At 68.6% G+C, this 15,580-nt stretch carries 12 protein-coding genes; 6 read left to right on the forward strand and 6 right to left on the reverse strand.

The annotated features are described in order from the left end of the window. The first annotated feature begins 14 nt into the window (after positions 1-14). Both OG225_RS35795 and OG225_RS35800 read left to right on the forward strand, forming a co-directional pair. A complete protein-coding gene (locus tag OG225_RS35795) occupies positions 15-269 on the forward strand; it encodes a type II toxin-antitoxin system prevent-host-death family antitoxin (RefSeq protein ID WP_308165518.1) in 255 nt (84 codons plus the stop codon). Further along, positions 266-640, forward strand: a complete 375-nt coding sequence (locus OG225_RS35800) for a type II toxin-antitoxin system VapC family toxin (RefSeq protein WP_405179156.1) — start codon at positions 266-268, stop codon at positions 638-640. The genes OG225_RS35795 and OG225_RS35800 overlap by 4 nt, the downstream gene beginning before the upstream one ends. A 3-nt stretch (positions 641-643) precedes the next feature. Here the strand turns inward: OG225_RS35800 and OG225_RS35805 are convergent, their stop codons facing one another. The 4 genes from OG225_RS35805 to OG225_RS35820 all read right to left on the reverse strand — a co-directional run bounded on the left by OG225_RS35805 (position 644) and on the right by OG225_RS35820 (position 6,149). After that, the gene (locus OG225_RS35805; RefSeq protein ID WP_216916077.1) at positions 644-1,354 is read right to left on the reverse strand and encodes a type 1 glutamine amidotransferase; all 711 of its coding nucleotides are present in this window, start codon (positions 1,352-1,354) and stop codon (positions 644-646) included. Further along, on the reverse strand, positions 1,351-2,586 hold the full coding sequence (locus tag OG225_RS35810) for a Mur ligase family protein (RefSeq protein WP_216916074.1): 1,236 nt from the start codon (positions 2,584-2,586) through the stop codon (positions 1,351-1,353). The genes OG225_RS35805 and OG225_RS35810 overlap by 4 nt, the downstream gene beginning before the upstream one ends. A gap of 480 nt (positions 2,587-3,066) precedes the next feature. Further along, complete coding sequence (locus OG225_RS35815) at positions 3,067-4,743, reverse strand: FAD-dependent oxidoreductase (RefSeq protein WP_405179158.1); 1,677 nt, start codon at positions 4,741-4,743, stop codon at positions 3,067-3,069. A 431-nt stretch (positions 4,744-5,174) separates the two neighbouring features. Next, the gene (locus OG225_RS35820; RefSeq protein WP_405179159.1) at positions 5,175-6,149 is read right to left on the reverse strand and encodes an EamA family transporter; all 975 of its coding nucleotides are present in this window, start codon (positions 6,147-6,149) and stop codon (positions 5,175-5,177) included. 112 nt (positions 6,150-6,261) lie between these two features. On the opposite strand from OG225_RS35820, the gene OG225_RS35825 reads away from it, so the two are divergent. After that, the gene (locus OG225_RS35825; RefSeq protein ID WP_405183482.1) at positions 6,262-7,158 is read left to right on the forward strand and encodes a LysR family transcriptional regulator; all 897 of its coding nucleotides are present in this window, start codon (positions 6,262-6,264) and stop codon (positions 7,156-7,158) included. Between the two features lie 47 nt (positions 7,159-7,205). Here OG225_RS35825 and OG225_RS35830 read toward each other — a convergent pair whose 3' ends face one another. Next, positions 7,206-8,891, reverse strand: coding sequence for an AAA family ATPase (locus tag OG225_RS35830; protein ID WP_405179160.1), 1,686 nt, complete (start codon positions 8,889-8,891; stop codon positions 7,206-7,208). 292 nt (positions 8,892-9,183) lie between these two features. After that, positions 9,184-10,977 (reverse strand): 2-isopropylmalate synthase, encoded by a 1,794-nt coding sequence (gene leuA, locus OG225_RS35835; RefSeq protein WP_405179161.1) that lies wholly within the window; start codon positions 10,975-10,977, stop codon positions 9,184-9,186. A 267-nt stretch (positions 10,978-11,244) separates the two neighbouring features. On the opposite strand from leuA, the gene OG225_RS35840 reads away from it, so the two are divergent. From OG225_RS35840 to OG225_RS35850, 3 genes are all read left to right on the forward strand, one after another. Beyond that, positions 11,245-12,012, forward strand: a complete 768-nt coding sequence (locus tag OG225_RS35840) for a sulfite exporter TauE/SafE family protein (RefSeq protein WP_405179162.1) — start codon at positions 11,245-11,247, stop codon at positions 12,010-12,012. Positions 12,013-12,118: 106 nt separating this feature from the next. Continuing rightward, complete coding sequence (locus OG225_RS35845; RefSeq protein WP_405179163.1) at positions 12,119-13,774, forward strand: alpha/beta hydrolase; 1,656 nt, start codon at positions 12,119-12,121, stop codon at positions 13,772-13,774. Between the two features lie 108 nt (positions 13,775-13,882). After that, positions 13,883-15,505, forward strand: a complete 1,623-nt coding sequence (locus OG225_RS35850) for a GMC oxidoreductase (protein WP_405179164.1) — start codon at positions 13,883-13,885, stop codon at positions 15,503-15,505. Positions 15,506-15,580 lie beyond the last annotated feature (75 nt).

Raw genomic sequence — 15,580 nt, forward strand, 5'->3', positions numbered from 1 at the left:
AAGGAGGTGGTGTGGTGAGTGGCGCAGCGGAGCAGTTCAATATCCACGAGGCCAAGACCAATCTGTCGCGGATAATCGAGCGAGTCGAACACGGCGAGGAGATCGTCATCAGCCGGGCAGGCCATCCTGTCGCGAAGGTTGTACCGCTCATTCGCCGTGTCGACCGCCGTGGGCGTGGGTCGCTGCGTGGACAACTCGTGCTCGGGCCGGAATGGGATTCCGATGAGACCAACGCCTCGATCGCCGACGATTTCGGCTCGATGCCGTGAGTCTCCTTCTCGACACCCATGTGGTTCTCTGGTGGTTGACCGATGACCCCGCACTGTCGTCGGACATCGTGGATCGGATCGATCACGATATGGATGTATATCCCAGTGCCGCGACCCTGTGGGAGGTGGCGATCAAGCAGGCGACAGGGAAACTCGCGGGACCCAGCGACCTTCCCGAACGCATCAGGGACAGTGGTCTTCTCGCACTCCCGATCAGCCACGAACACGCGATCGTAGCTGGGCGATTGCCCCCCTTGCATCGTGACCCGTTCGATCGGATGTTGGTCGCGCAGACACGGTGCGAGGGGCTGACGTTCGTGACCCGCGATCCCTACTGTCAGAAATACGACGTCGCGATCTTGGCCGTCTAGAACTCAGGCGCGCAGGCGTTCGCGGCGGAGCTGGTCCACCTCGGGGAGATCGAGGGGGGCCAGTTCGTCGACGCCGAGGGCACGGCGCAGCAGCAGGTCGGCCAGTTCCGGGTTACGGGCCAGGGCGGGGCCGTGCATATAGGTGCCGAGGACCGAACCCTGGACGACGCCCTCCAGACCGTCGCCGACACCATTGCCGACCCCGCGGGTGACGCGAGCGAGACCTGTCGCGTCGCCGCCGAGTTTCGTTCCGCCCCTGTGGTTCTCGAAACCGGTCAATGCGGCGGTGAGGCCGGGCAGCAGCGGGGTCGTCGTGACCTCGCCGATGGCGCGCTTGGACTGCGGGGACGTGGTGACATCGATCAGGCCGACGCCGTCGACCCGTTCGCCGGTCGACGTCTCGTACCACTGGCCGAGCACCTGGATCGCGGCGCAGATGGCAAGAACCGGAACACCTTTCGCGGCCGCCTGCTGCAAACCCGGATAGCGTTGCAGATGCCGGGTCGCCAACCGCTGCGCCGAATCCTCCGCACCGCCGAGGGTGTAGATATCCAGCGATTCCGGCACCGGGTCGGGCAGCGTGATCTCCACGATCTCGGCGTCGTAGCCGCGCATCCGCGCACGCTGACGCAGGACCAGCGCATTGCCGCCGTCGCCGTAGGTACCCATCACATCGGGCAGCACCAGCCCGATCCGCACGGTCGATTCACTCATGACTTCGCCTCGAGGTCGCGGTTCAGATCCCGGAACGCGGTGTAATTCGCGAGTACTTCCACATGGCCCGCCGGACAGGACGCGATGGCCCGCTTCGGATCGGCCACGGTCGTGTGCTCCACCCCCGCATAGGTGAGGCGGACCGCGAGATCGGTGGCCCGCTCACCGGACGCCACCACCTGCACACCCTCGAAATGCTCGAAACGCACATCCCACAGCCAGGACAGATCCTCGCCGTCGGGCACCTGCCCGTTCACCGCGATCACCAGCCCCGCCGACGACGGTTCGATCATCGACAGCGCCTCCTGCCAGCCAGCCGGATTCTTCGCGAGCAACAGCCGAGCCGCGTGCTCGCCGACCTGCACGGTCCGATAGCGGCCCGCGATCTCACGCACGGTCCCCGCGGCCGCGGCAGCCTGCCCGGCATCGGCGCCGAGCGCGACCGCGGCGGCCACCGCCTGCGCCGCGTTACCGCGATTCGCCTTGCCCGGCAACGCCAGCGTCAACGGCAACCGGACACCGTCCGGGCCGCGCAACTCCTCGCCGTCGAGCCACCAATTCGGTTCCGGCCGTTCGAAATCGGTGCCGGTACTGCGCCAATGCGCGCCCTCCCACACGATCGGCTCACCACTGCGCGGGCAACTCGTCGCGTCCATGGCCCAGCCGCCGCCCGCCGCCACCCACACCACATTCGGGTGGTCGTAGGCGATCGAGGCGACCAGCACATCGTCACAGTTGGCGATCACCACGGTATCGGGATGTTTCGCCAGTCCGGCCCGCAGACGGCGCTCGATCATATTGATCTCGCCCACCCGATCCAGCTGATCGCGGCTCAGATTCAACAACACCACCGCCGCTGGAACCAGCGAATCGGTGACATGCGGCAGATGCAGCTCATCCACCTCGATCGCCGCCAACTCGACACCCGGATGCGCGCTCAACGCGGCGACGATCCCGGCGTCCATATTCGCGCCGTCGGCCTGGGTGGCCACCTCGCCCAAGGTCGCCAGCGCCGCCGTCGTCATCCTGGTCGTGGTGGACTTGCCGTTCGTGCCGGTCACCAGCACCGTGCGCCTGCCACGGCCCAGCTGATCCATGATCGACGGATCGATTTTCAGCGCGATCAGCCCGCCGATCATCGACCCCTTGCCGCGACCCGCTCGCTGCGACGCCCACGACGCTGCCGCCGCGGCCCGCAGGGCGATACGCCCACGCACCGAAATCTCTGCCACGCCGTGAGCTTACTGTCACTTGGCGGCCCGGGGGCCGCGGGTTCGCGGTGACATCGGCGGCCGGGGCCGCGGGTTCGCGGCCCCTTTTCGTCTCGCGTCCGAGCGGTCGAGACTCGCGACTTCGTCGCATGCGCTTCGACCGCTCGGACGCGAGACGGGCCGCGAACGAGGGCGCTCGTAAGGCTCGCGCCCGTGGTGGGGGCGTATTGATCTGTGGCGGAGATCGGGTGATCGGCTTGGATCATCCGGTGGGGGACGAGGTCGGCGTCGCGGACGAGGTGGGCGCGGGTTGACGCGCAGGGGCTCGCTGCGGCGGGGGGATGACGAAGATCACGCCCACGACGGGGCGGATGGGATGCTCGGGTAGCCATCGGTGCGGCGGGTGCCGGGGGCCTTCGTGGGGTGCACCGATCGGCTTCCTCCACCTCGCAGACGGCTGCGGTGCGGTTGTCGACTGGTTCGGAGCGGGACGAACGCCGCTCACACCGCCCGGTCGAACAGGTTGGGTTGTCCGGTGGCGTAGCGGTCGGCGTCGATCTGGCGCAGCGGTTCCAATTCGACGGCGCGGTACATCTCGAACATGCGGCAGCGCGCCGCGTTCGATCCGGCGACGTCGAGCAGGGCGTTCACGGCGGTGCGCGCGGATTCGTTGGCGCCCTCCATGGTGGCGAGATCCACGTTGGTGCGCACGTAATCACCGGCGAGGAACAGATTCTCGATCGTGCCGTGCGACTCGGGGCGGTACTCCCAGGAACCGGCGGTATTGATGAGCAGCGGATCGGCGTTGGCGTTGCGGCCCTGGGCGGCGTTCCAGGTGATGCCGGGATCGAGGAACCAGGAATGCAGATCGGCGTCGCGCAGGGATTCGCCGTTGTCGTCGAGGTGCTGACGCATCTGCGCCCAGACCTCGCGCGCGATCTCGTCGGGACTGCACTCCTTGGCGGTCTTGCCGTAGAGCACACCGGGGGTGTTCCAGTCGGAGATGTCGACCGAGAGGCAGTCCTGCACGGTGCCGTCGCCGTACTGGGGCAATTTGCGTGACCAGTGCTGATTCTGGCTGATCGAGGTGAGTGACCACGGCGCGTCGATATAGGCGGTATGGCCCCGCGAGATATCCGACGGCGTCCGCAGGTAGAACTGGATGCCCGTCATCCAATCGACGAAAAGCCGGTCCATCGACGCCAATTCCGGCTGCAATTCGAGAACGGCGGGTGACCACAGGGTGCGGGCGATCTCGGCGGGAAGCGCGACGACGAAATAATCGGCCTCCACCGTGCGAGCCCCGGCCGCGTCGACGATGCGCGCCCCCGCGATCCTGCGGTCGCGCACCTCCAGTCCGCGTACTTCCGCGCCGAGCGCGAATTCGACCCCGAGTGCGCGCAGACGTTCCGTCCACGGGTCGATCCACGCGGCATTGGTCGGGCCGTTCAGCACCCGGTCGAGCGCGCCGTCGTTACCGACCTCGAACGGGTTGCCGAGGAACTGTTCGCCCATGGTGCCGATGGTGCGCACACTGGCGACATCCTCCTTGGCGGCGACCATGATGCTGGTCAGTGCCCGCGAGAGCAGTGCGCGGAATTCGTGGGAACGGCGGTGCGCGCCGACGAAGTCGTGCCACGCCGTCCCCTCCCACTGACCGAGCCGCCTGGCATCGGAACTGGTGTTGAAGACGAGCAGGCGATTGGCGAACCACAGCCCTTCGGGCGCGGGCAGTTTCAGCGAGGTGGAGATCGCCGCGCCGACGGTCTCGAGGAATGCCTCCGGCGTCGGTTCGGTGCGCGCGCGTGGGCCGAGCGGCAGCGTGCGGAAGTCGTCACCGTCGCGCCGGGCGAAACGGGCTTCCGGCACGGCGAGCAGATTGTTCCAGACGCCGTCGGGGTTGCCCGCGAACGGAATACGCCGCATGGTGTCTGGAATGTGCTGGTAGAAGCCGGGGAAGAAGCGGAACCCGTGTTCTCCGGGCAGATCGGGCCGCCCGCCGGAGCCGGTGCCCGGCACGGGAATGCTCCGCGCTTTCCCGCCGATGGCACGTCGCTCGTACACGGTGACCTGGAATCCGCGTTCGGCCAGTTCGTGGGCGGCGGTCAACCCCGCCACCCCACCGCCGAGTACCGCGACACGTCGACCGGGCTGCGCGCCCGCCGACGCCGGTCTCATCGCGCCTGCCGAAAAACCGCCTGCTGTCGCGACTCCAGCAACGCCCACTGCCACCGTGCCGCGAATCATCGATCTCCGCGAGACGGCCCATCGTTTGTCTGCCATGCGCTTCTCTGCTGCCTAAGCCTTCGGGGACCTACCTGCACCGCCGCACCCACCATAAAGTGGTGACTCCGAGTCGACCGACCCAACCCCGGACGCCGCCCGCGGGTCACCGTCGGTATGAAGCATCGACGGGCCGCGCGAGTACGGGCGTCCAGAGAGTACCGCCGAGCGTCGCGCCCCATGGCGACTTCGCGCCATTCGCTCGGTGCGAAGCCCTTCGAGGGATGGGGCACCGGACCTCGGCGAGGTGTGTTGCAAGCTGATCGCCGAGCCGTACGGACCCTGGTACCAGCGGACTTCGGCGTGATGGCCAGGTGTGTTCCAGTTCAGACAGCGGCGGCTGGGGCGACGGCGGTGGCCGGGACCGTCACGGTCGCCGGGACGACGACGGCGGGAACCGGAACGACAGCCTCCTTCGCCCCCGACGACCGCGCGGAAGTGGCGACGAACGCACCCCCGATCACGACGACCCCGCCGACCAGCGAGGTGGCGGTGGGTGTCTCGTCGAGGAACGCCCACGCGGCGGCGATGCCGACGACGGGGACGAGCAGGGAGAACGGGGCGACCGTGCCTGCGGGGTAGCGGCCCATCAGGTAGGTCCACAGGCCCGAGCCGACGATGGTCGCGAGGACGGCGATGTAGGCCAGCGCCGCCAGGGCGGGCCAGCCGGTGCCGGAGAACGAGGCGGCGAGAGCGCGCGGTCCGGTGGTGGGGCCTTCCGCGGCGGCGGACAGCAACAGCAGCGGCACCGGGGGCACCACCGCGATCCAGAGCGTCAGGTGCAGCGGGTCGAAGCCGGGGGAGGTGCTGCCCGCCATGCGCGCTCCGATATTGCCGAACGCCCAGCCGAGGCCGCCCGCGAGGGTGAGCAGCACCGGCAGCAGGGTCGCGTGTTCGAGGCGGTCCCAGCCGATGACGGCCATTCCGGCCAGCGCGACGCCGATTCCCGCGAGCTGCGCCGGGCGGATCCGTTCGCGTAGGAAGACCGTGCCGAGCAGCACCGTGAACGGGGCAGAGGATTGCAGTACCAGCGAGGCGAGGCCGGTCGGCATGCCGGTGCGCATCGCGGTGAACAGGAACGCGAATTGCAGGATGCCGAAACCGGTGCCGTACAGCAGGATCCAGCGCCAATTCACCCGGGGACGCGGGACGAACAGCAGCACGGGGATCGCGATGACGGCGAATCGCAGCGCGGCGAAGAAGAAGGGCGGGAAGTGATCGAGGCCGATGCGGATGGCGAGGAAGTTCAGGCCCCAGAGCAGGACGACGGTCAGTCCGAGTAATCGGTCGCGGGTGGTCACGCCTTCCATCGTCGGACCGGAAATAGATCAGAACAATCGAATTAATATGGAGTATCCATGTAGTAATGCTTCACTTTTATGACGATGGCGAGAGGGCGGTGGCACGAGGGTGATGTCGGTGGAGCGGTTGCGTGTCCTGCGCGAATTCGCCGATCGCGGCACCGTCGGCGCGGTCGCCTCGGCGCTGTCGATGACCCCGTCGGCGGTGTCGCAGCAGCTCAAGGTGTTGGCGCGGGAGGCGGGCGTCGCCCTGCTCGAACCCGACGGCAGGCGGGTCCGGCTCACCGACGCCGGACACGCCCTCGTGGTCCGCGCCGACGAGGTGCTGGCCGCCATGGACCGGGCGGTGGCGGAGATGGCGCACTATCGCGGGTCACCGCGCGGGCGGGTGCGGGTCGCGGTGTTCCCGTCCGGTGGGGCGCTGCTGCTGCCGCATGTGCTCACCGCGATGGCGGACAGCGGCGTCGACGTCCTCGCCAGCGACGAGGATGTGCCGCCCGCGGGAGTCTCCCGGTTGCTGGCCGATTACGACATCGTGCTCACCCACCGCGACGAGCGCGCGCCCTCGGTCTCGGGCGCGCGCGTGGCCGCCCGGGTGCTGATGCGCGAACCGATCGACGTGGTGGTCGCCCCGAGCCATCGGCTGGCCGGGAAATCCTCGGTGACCCCGGCGGAATTGGCGCAGGAGTCGTGGATCAGCGTCCGCGGCGGGTTCCCGGTGGACGACGTCCTGCGCTCGATCGCGACGGTGACCGGGGTGGAACCGCGAGTGGTCCAGCGTCTCAACGACTTCCGTGTGATCGAAACGGTGGTCGCGGCCGGTTACGGCGTCGCGTTGATGCCGCGTTTCGCCGTCGCGCACCCGGGCCTCGCCGTGCTGCGGCTCTCCGGTGTCCGCGCGGCGCGCGCCTACGAACTGGCGACGCGTCCGCACGCGGGGAAGCGGCCCGCGATCGCCTCGGTACTCGGAGCTTTCCGCACGGCGGCGGCGCTGGTAACCGAGAAATAGCGAATGGCCCGGCATTCGAGACGCCGGGCCATTCGCGAGAACCGCGCTCAGTACACGCCGGGCGGGCCCTGCTGCCGGTACTGCTGCGCGCCGATGTAGCCGAAATCGTCGGCGACCATCGCCGCGAGTTCGAGCAGGGCGCGCCGGGTCGGCTTGCTGACCAGTTCCAGGTCGATCTCCGCGCCCTCGGCCAGATGATCGTCGAACGGGACGACCTGCACCGCCCTGGTGCGATCGAGGAACAACCTGCGCAGCTGTTCGAGGTCGATGGTGGAGGCGCCACGCCGAGAAGCGTTTACCACCACCACGGTTCGCTCGACGAGCTTGTTGTAGCCGTGGTGTTCGAGCCAGTCCAGGGTCGCCGACGCGCTGCGCGCGCCGTCGATGGCGGGGGAGGTGACCAGGACCAGCGAACTGGCCATGTCCAGCACGCCGGACATGGCCGAATGCATCAGTCCGGTACCGCAGTCGGTGAGGATGATGTTGTAGAAGGATTGCAGTATGCCGATGGCCTTGCGGTAGTCGGCTTCGCTGAACGCCTCCGAGACGGCCGGATCCTGTTCCGAGGCAAGCACTTCCAGTCGGCTCGGTGCCTGCGAGGTGTGCGCGCGGACATCGGAGTACCGCGAGATCTGCTGGTCCTCCAGCAGATTGCGGACCGTCGAACGGGTCTGCCGCGGCACCCGGTGCGCGAGGGTGCCCAGATCGGGATTGGCGTCGATCGCGATGACCCGGTCGCCGCGCAGCGACGCGAAGGTGGAGCCGAGGCCCACCGTGGTCGTCGTCTTGCCGACGCCGCCCTTGAGCGAGAGGATCGCGATCCGATAGTCGCCGCGCACAGGCTGATTCACCCGGTCGACCAGGTCGCGGTGCACGATATCGGCCGAGGATTCACCCGGATTGATCGCACCGCCGGACGCCTTGTGCAACGCCCGCCGCCAGCCGCTGCGCGGGGCGCGCCTGGCTCGCTTGAGCAGATTCAGGTCATTGACCGAATGACCGGGCTGACCGGGTTGCTGCATATGTTGCGGCTGGAACGTCCCCTGCTGCGGCGCGTATCCGGGCGGTCCGCCCTGCCACACCTGGCCGGGCCCGGTCTGGCCGATCGGCCCCGGCGCGTTCGGGGGCGCGTTGAAACCGCCGGGTACGTTGGGGCCGGGCGGGTTCGCACCGGGAGGTCCACCGGGACCGCCGGGCGACTGGTACATCGGGGGCGGGGGCGGCTGCTGGGCCGGAGGAGGCGGCGGAGCCCAGCTGTAGATGGGCCCGCTCTGCTGTTCCTGTCCCGGACCGGCTTCGGGATACTGCTGCGGCCCGCGCGGATCGGGGCCCGGCTCCTGACGGTATTCGCCGTACTGCGGACCCTGCTGGTGGATCGGGTGATTGCCGCTGTGCTGTTCCTGGCCGGGGCCGCCCTGGTAGGGCACCGACGGATACGGTCCGCCCTGGTACGGCGGCTGTGGGTAAGCCTGCTCCGCCGGTGGCGCGAAACCTTCGCCCGCGCCGTAACTCTGGGGACCGCCCTGCGGCGCGTACGCGTTCTGGTCCGCGGGGCCGCTCGCATAGCCCGGGTACTGTTCCTCGGGCTGCGGCGCGGATTCGGCTTCCCGGTTCGGGGCCTCCGGTCGTTCCTGCCCGCGTTCGGCGGTGGATTCGGCGGCGGGTGTCTCGGACGAATCGTCGTGCGCCGCGGTCCCGCTCGCGGAATCGCCGGTGACCTCGGCCGTATCCACCGAATGACTCTGCAGCCAGGGCGGCGAAGTCGGGTTGTGGTCGTTGTTTGTCACAGTTCCCCCATCTGCTCGGAAGCGAGCAGAGAGCTCGGCGCTTGAATGCGAATCCAACGCTAGCACGGGGTTCACGGCCCCGCGTCGCGGTCTTCCGGCGGACGCGCAGGTTGCCACGACTGTTCACCCGGTCGTGGTAATCGGCTGATTGTCGTTCTCCCCCAGCAGGTCAGAGGGCCGGACATCACCTCGCCCGCAGGCGTGAAGTCCGGCCCTTGAGCCTACTCGGCCGCGGTGCTCAGCGGGCCCGGTTGACCGCGCAGACGACGGCGCGCAGCGACGCGGTGGTGATGGAGGTGGCGATGCCGACGCCCCACACGACCTTGTCCCCGATGGCGCATTCGACGTAGGCCGCGGCCTGCGCGTCGTCACCGGCGGACATGGCGTGCTCGGAGTAGTCCAGCACCCGCACGTCGAAGCCGACGGTGGCGACGGCGTCGATGAACGCGGCCAGCGGTCCGTTGCCGGAACCGGTGATCTCCTGCTCGACCCCGTCGACCTTCACCACGGCGGTGATGGAGTCGACGCCGCCGTCGGTCTCGGAGGCGGTGACCTTCTGGCGGATCCGCTCCAGTGGCAGGATCGGGGTCAGGTACTCCTCGGAGAAGACGTCCCACATCTCCTTGGGCGTGACTTCGCCGCCCTCGCCGTCGGTGATCTTCTGGATCGCCTGGGAGAATTCGATCTGCAACCTGCGCGGCAGCACCAGGCCGTGATCGGTTTTCATGATGTAGGCCACCCCGCCCTTGCCGGACTGCGAGTTGACCCGGATGACGGCCTCGTAGGTGCGCCCGACATCCTTGGGATCGATCGGCAGGTAGGGGACCTCCCACACGATGTCGTCGACATCGGCGTTCGCGGCGTCGGCGGTCGCCTTCATCGCGTCCAGGCCCTTGTTGATCGCGTCCTGGTGCGAACCGGAGAACGCCGTGTAGACCAAATCGCCGCCGTAGGGGTGGCGTTCGTGCACGGGCAACTGGTTGCAGTATTCGACGGTGCGGCGGATCTCGTCGATGTCGGAGAAGTTGATCTGCGGGTCGACACCGCGCGAGAACAGGTTCATGCCCAGGGTGACCAGGCAGACGTTGCCGGTGCGCTCACCGTTGCCGAACAGGCAGCCCTCGATGCGGTCGGCGCCTGCCTGGTAGCCCAGTTCGGCGGCGGCGACGGCGGTGCCACGGTCGTTGTGCGGATGCAGCGACAGCACGATCGACTCGCGGCGGGCCAGGTTGCGGCTCATCCATTCGATCGAATCGGCGTAGACGTTCGGCGTCGCCATCTCGACGGTCGCGGGCAGATTGATGATCATCGGCTTCTCGGGCGTCGGCGCGATGATCGCGGTGACCGCGTCGCAGACGTCCTTGGCGTATTCCAGCTCGGTGCCGGTGTAGGACTCCGGGCTGTACTCGTAGCGCCAGTTGGTGTCCGGGTAACGCTTCTCCACTTCCAGGCACAGCGTGGCGGCGTCGGTGGCGATCTTCTTCACCGTGTCGCGGTCAGCGCGGAAGACGACCTTGCGTTGCAGGATCGAGGTGGAGTTGTAGAAGTGCACGATCACGTTGGTCGCGCCCGCGCACGCCTCGAAGGTGCGTTCGATCAGTTCGGCGCGACACTGGGTCAGCACCTGGATCGTCACGTCGTCGGGGATGGCGCCGTCTTCGATGATCTCGCGTACGAAATCGAAATCGGTCTGGCTGGCAGACGGGAAGCCGACCTCGATCTCCTTGTAACCCATCCGGACCAGCAGGTCGAACATGCGGCGCTTGCGGGCCGGGCTCATCGGATCGATCAGGGCCTGGTTGCCGTCGCGCAGGTCGACGGCGCACCAGCCGGGAGCGCGGTCGATGATCGTGTCCGGCCAGGTGCGGTCGGCGACGGCGATCGGCTCGACTTCCTCGGAGAACGGCCGGTACCGGAACGTCGGCATGGACGAGTTCTTCTGCGTGTTCCAGGCGGGCTGGTCGACGGGCGCGGCTTTCGACGGGGCCGAAATGGTGCGCGTGCCGGAAATGAAGGCGTCAGCGGGGGACATGCGATTTCTCCAGGGTGTGGTGGATCCCGTGTGGGTCGACCGGCGCGGCAAAACCCCGCGACGGAGAGCCGGTCTGATCAGACCCCGTCGCGGCGTTCGAGAAGAAGCGCCCGCAGCATGATGTCGGCCAGTTTACCGCGCCGCAATCAACGAGCCAACGCAGGTCCCCGTCGTCGGATCGTCCGTCGTGGGAGGTTAGCGTTTCGACGTCCGAACTGAACGCTCGTACGGTACTCATCCGGCGGGACGTCGAAGGAACTGTTCACCATGACCTGGCTGGAAATGCTGGCCGTCCTCGCCGCCGGTATCGCGGCGGGCGGCATCAACACCATCGTCGGATCGGGAACGCTGATCACGTTCCCGGTACTGCTCGCCTTCGGGCTGCCGCCGGTCACCGCGAATGTGTCGAACACGATCGGACTCGTTCCCGGCTCGATCAGCGGTGTCATCGGATACCGCCGTGAGCTGGTGGGTCAGCGGGCCAGACTGCTCACACTCGGCACCGCGTCCCTGCTCGGCGGCATCACCGGCGCGGTGCTGCTGCTGACCCTTCCCGCGGACGCGTTCAAGGCCATAGTGCCGGTGCTGATCATCGCGGCGCTGATCCTGGTGATGGTGCAGCCGAGGCTGGCGCGCTGGGTGAAACAGCGGCGCGAGGGCGATGCCGGGCCAGCGCCGGAACACGGCGGGCCGATCCTGCTCGCCGCGGTCTACGCGACCGGTATCTACGGCGGCTATTTCGGAGCGGCCCAGGGCGTGCTGCTGATCGGGTTGCTCGGCGTCTTCGTGCACGAGGACATGCAGCGGCTCAACGGTGTGAAGAATGTGCTCGCGCTGATCGTCAACGCGGTGTCGGCGGTGATCTTCATCGTGGTCGCCGACGTCGACTGGACCGCCGTCGCGCTGATCGCGGTCGGTTCGATCATCGGCGGGCAACTCGGCGCTACGGTGGGCAGGCGCATGTCGCCGACCGTGCTGCGCGCGGTGATCGTCGTCGTCGGCACGATCGCGGTGATCCGGCTGCTCGCCTCGTGAGTCGCCGCACGGCGCTGTCCGGCCGACCGACGACACCGGGCGAAGGAGGATTCGGGGTTGAATTCGTCACCGAGGATGGCGACCTGCGGCGCCGAGGCGTCCGACCGTGGTGACCCGCGTCGCCGGGGCGACCGTGCGTAGCCGGACCGCGCGTCGCTCGACCACGTTGCTCGTCGCGGCCCTGATCGCCGTCCTGCCCGCGGTGAGCGGATGCGGCCCGGTCGCCGGGCACGAGTCCGCGGTCGCCGAACTTGTCGCACAGGCCGACGCCGCCGCGACCCCGCGCCTGGGCTGGGCCGCGTGCGCGGACCCGGATCTGACCCGCTACGACTGCGCGACCGCGACGGTGCCGCTCGACTACGCCAGGCCCGACGGCGCGACCATCGACCTCGCCGTCGTCCGGCAGCGGGCCACCGACCCGGACCGTGAGGTCGGCACCCTGTTCGCGGCGGCGGGCGGTCCCGGCGGATCCGGCCTCGACTGGGCGGCGAAGGGCACGATGTTCGCCGGCGAGGTGAGCCGTCGTTTCGACGTCATCACCTTCGACCAGCGCGGCGTCGGTCGCAGTGCACCGGTCCGCTGTTTCACCAACGACGACGACCAGCGCGGATTCTGGACCGGTGCGACCATCCCGCCGGTCACCGTCGAACAGCAGGCCGCGACCGAGCGGGCGGCCAGGGATCTCGCGGCGGGTTGCGCCGCGCACAGCGCCGCGCTGCTGCCGCATCTGACCACCGTCGACGCCGCGCGGGATCTGGATCTGCTGCGCCGCGCGGTCGGCGAGTCCCAGTTGACCTATCAGGGCAGCTCGTACGCGAGTTATCTCGGCCAGGTGTACGGCGCGCTCTTCGGCGACCGCGTGCGCGCGTTGCAGCTGAGTTCGATGATCGATCCGGACACCTACACGCGCGACACCACCGCGGCGATCCTCGACACCGCGACCGGCGCCGAGAACGTGCTGAACGAATTCCTGCGATTGTGCGCCGCGAACCGGAGCGCGTGCGCGTTCGCCGAATCGCCGATATCGGCCGCGACCGGTTTCGCCGAGCGGTCGGCGTCGGGCTGGTCGAGCGCGGATCTGCGTCCGCGCTACGACGCGCTGCTCGACGCGCTGGAGAAGGGACCCGTCTCGGTCGGGTCCGGTGACACCGCGGTGCGGGTGACCTACAGCGACGCCGTCCAGGCCCAGGCGTTGTTGCTGGACGACCCGGAGAAGGGCTGGCCCGCGTTGGGCGAACTGCTCACCGAACTCGAGCACGGTGCCTCGGGTGACGCGGGCGCGGTGCGCGCGATACTGGCCGCTGGCGCCATCGATTTCGACTATCTCGACTCCTTCACCGCCATCTCCTGCGCGGACAACACCCTGCCCCGCCGACCCGAGATCTGGCCGCAGCTGGCGAGCCGATTCGCCGCGACCGCGCCGACCTTCAGCGGTTTCTGGCTGTATCTGCGTCAGCCCTGCGCGGCGTGGCCCGCTCCCGCGACCGGATACCCGCAGCGCTACGCGGGCCCGTGGACGCTGAGTTCGGACAAACCGGCGCTGCTGATCAACAACCGTTTCGACCCCGCGACGCCGCTGCTGTTCGCGCAGCGCGCGCAGCAGGCGATGGTGAACGCGCGCCTGGTCGTCATCTCCGACGGCTACGGCCACGAACCGGCCGACGAATGCACCCGCCACCTCCGCGAGCGCTATCTGATCGACCTGCAACTCCCGGCTCCCGGCGCCACCTGTTCCGCCGATTCGGCGCCGTTCGCCCGCTGACCGCATGGTCACCGCCACCGCGGCGTTCCTCGGCCGGAATCGGTGTGGTTTGTACGCCGAAATACCGGTAATCTGCGCCTCGGCCATGCGTGATGAGGGAGGTGGCCGGTGGATAGACGCGCCTTCTTTCGGGCGGCCGGTGCGGCGGCGCTGTTCGGAGTCGCGGGCGGTTCCGTGCTCGGTGCTCGCCCGGCGGCGGCGGATCCGCTCTGGTTCAACCTGTTCCGCGAGTGGGTTCCCGAGATCTTCGCGACGCTGCCCGATCCGCCGGAGCATTCCCCGGCGATCGTGATCGGCTCCGGATTCGGGGCCTCGGTCACCGCGCTGCGGCTGGCGCAGTCCGGTGTCGCCACGACCGTGCTCGAACGCGGCTCGCAGTGGCCCAACGATCCGTGGCGCGAGATCTTCACCGGTGACGACCTACCCGACGGCCGCGGTTTCTGGCATCGCACCAGTTTCACCGGCGTCACCAAAGTGCCGATGCGGTTCGCCGGTTTCGGCGGTGTGCTCGACTGCACCTCCTACCCGGGCATCGATGTGTGGCGGGCCGCGGCGGTCGGCGGCGGTTCGGTGATCTTCACCGGCGCGATGGTCGCCCCGGAACGCCGGTTCTTCGATCACGTCTTCGGCGGCGTCGTCGACTACGGAGAACTCGACAGCATCTACTACCCCCGGGTCAGGCAGATGTTGCGACTCGACCCGATTCCCGCCGATCTCTATGCCGCCCAACCCTTCACGCACTCCAGGGCGTGGGACGCGCAGGTGCGCAAGGCGGGATATCAACCGTTGCCCAACGATTCGATCTTCACCTGGGATGTGCTTCGCGCCGAACTCGCCGGGGCCTCCCGCGCGTCGGCCACGGTGGCCCGTAGCAATCTCGGCAATTCCAACGGCGCGAAATTCGACCTGAACCAGAACTACCTGCGATACGCCAGGGAGACCGGGAAGGCGGCGATCTTCCCCGGCCACCGCGTCGACAGCATCGCCCAGGAGTCCGGCGGACATTTCACGGTGACGGTGACCAAACTGTCGCCCACCGGCGACCGGCTCGGCACCCGCACGCTGACCTGCGATCGTCTCTTCCTCGGCGCGGGTTCGATCGGCACCTCCGAACTGCTGGTACGCGCCCAGGCCACCGGCACGCTGCCGAATCTCAACGAGCACATCGGCGCGGGCTGGGGTACCAACGGTGACGTCGTGCTGGCCCGAGGCGCGAGCGCCGTCGGCGGATTCGGTCAGGGCGTGCCGAGCGCGAGCCGCATCTTCGACGAGCGCACCGCGCCGGTGACCCTGGAGAACTGGTACATCCCCGGCATCCCCTTCGAGACCGGCGCGCTCGCCTCACTCGGCATGGTGCTCGATTCCACCCGCACCCGACTCGGATACGACCGGGCGTCGGATTCGGTCGGGCTGTCCTGGTCGGTGCGCAGTCGCGAGGAGACCACGGCGGTGGCCCGCGCGGTCGATCGCCGGGTCGCCGAGGCCGCGGACGCCCTCGTCGAATACAGCGCGCTCGGCTACGACGCCAACGCGATGTTCACCGCCCATCCGCTGGGCGGGGCGGTACTCGGCAAGGCCACCGACGGATACGGGCGGGTGCACGGTCATCCCGGTCTCTACGTCATGGACGGCGCGGCGATCCCCGGCAGCACCGGCACGGTCAATCCGTCGCTCACCATCACCGCGCTCGCCGAACGCAATATCGAGGCCGTCATACGGGAAGGTCGCTGAGTCCGTCGCGCCCCGCGGGCCGCTGACCGGATCCGCCGCGTGGACGGTGGATATGGTGCGTGTACGCCGGTACGC

This window comes from Nocardia sp. NBC_01377, from assembly GCF_045040005.1.
Classification (GTDB): domain Bacteria; phylum Actinomycetota; class Actinomycetes; order Mycobacteriales; family Mycobacteriaceae; genus Nocardia; species Nocardia noduli.

What these genes read in the sequence shown, in the direction of transcription:
- OG225_RS35815 (WP_405179158.1), bottom strand. Translation starts at nt 4,743, where the DNA reads ATGAGACCGGCGTCGGCGGGCGCGCAGCCCGGTCGACGTGTCGCGGTA.
- OG225_RS35825 (WP_405183482.1), top strand. Translation starts at nt 6,262, where the DNA reads ATGTCGGTGGAGCGGTTGCGTGTCCTGCGCGAATTCGCCGATCGCGGC.
- OG225_RS35805 (WP_216916077.1), bottom strand. Translation starts at nt 1,354, where the DNA reads ATGAGTGAATCGACCGTGCGGATCGGGCTGGTGCTGCCCGATGTGATG.
- leuA (WP_405179161.1), bottom strand. Translation starts at nt 10,977, where the DNA reads ATGTCCCCCGCTGACGCCTTCATTTCCGGCACGCGCACCATTTCGGCC.
- OG225_RS35840 (WP_405179162.1), top strand. Translation starts at nt 11,245, where the DNA reads ATGACCTGGCTGGAAATGCTGGCCGTCCTCGCCGCCGGTATCGCGGCG.